Origin of the sequence: Paraburkholderia sp. BR10937 (assembly GCF_040965695.1) — a bacterium.
Classification (GTDB): Bacteria; Pseudomonadota; Gammaproteobacteria; order Burkholderiales; family Burkholderiaceae; genus Paraburkholderia.
In genome coordinates, this window is sequence record NZ_JBFRCL010000165.1 from 1 (window position 1) to 439 (window position 439).

A 439-nucleotide genomic window follows, 5' to 3' on the forward strand; every position below is an offset into this window, starting at 1 on the left:
TATAATCTCGCTCTTTGCTGCACAACACGTTGAACAGCAAACGACACCTTGCCCAGGTGGCGGAATTGGTAGACGCACCAGGTTCAGGTCCTGGCGGTGGCAACACTGTGGAGGTTCGAGTCCTCTCTTGGGCACCAGATTCAAAAGGCCGGCTTTATGCCGGCCTTTTTCATTTCCAGCGTTGGCAACGAGTACAACTGCCCTGCTATCGCGCAAAACGCAGCAGCCACGTTCCCGGGATGAAGATTTTTTGAAAAGATCTATTGACAGGCACGCGAAATCGCGTCACAATCTTCTTCTAGCTTGAAGACGTGCCCAGGTGGCGGAATTGGTAGACGCACCAGGTTCAGGTCCTGGCGGTGGCAACACTGTGGAGGTTCGAGTCCTCTCCTGGGCACCACGTCTCATCAAGCAGAACGAGCAGCACACAGGATTCATC

At 54.0% G+C, this 439-nt stretch carries 2 tRNA genes; both read left to right on the forward strand.

What is annotated here, in order from left to right:
* Positions 1-50: 50 nt before the first annotated feature.
* Positions 51-137, forward strand: a tRNA-Leu gene (locus tag AB4Y44_RS42465).
* A gap of 176 nt (positions 138-313) precedes the next feature.
* Positions 314-400: transfer RNA gene (locus AB4Y44_RS42470), tRNA-Leu, on the forward strand.
* Positions 401-439 lie beyond the last annotated feature (39 nt).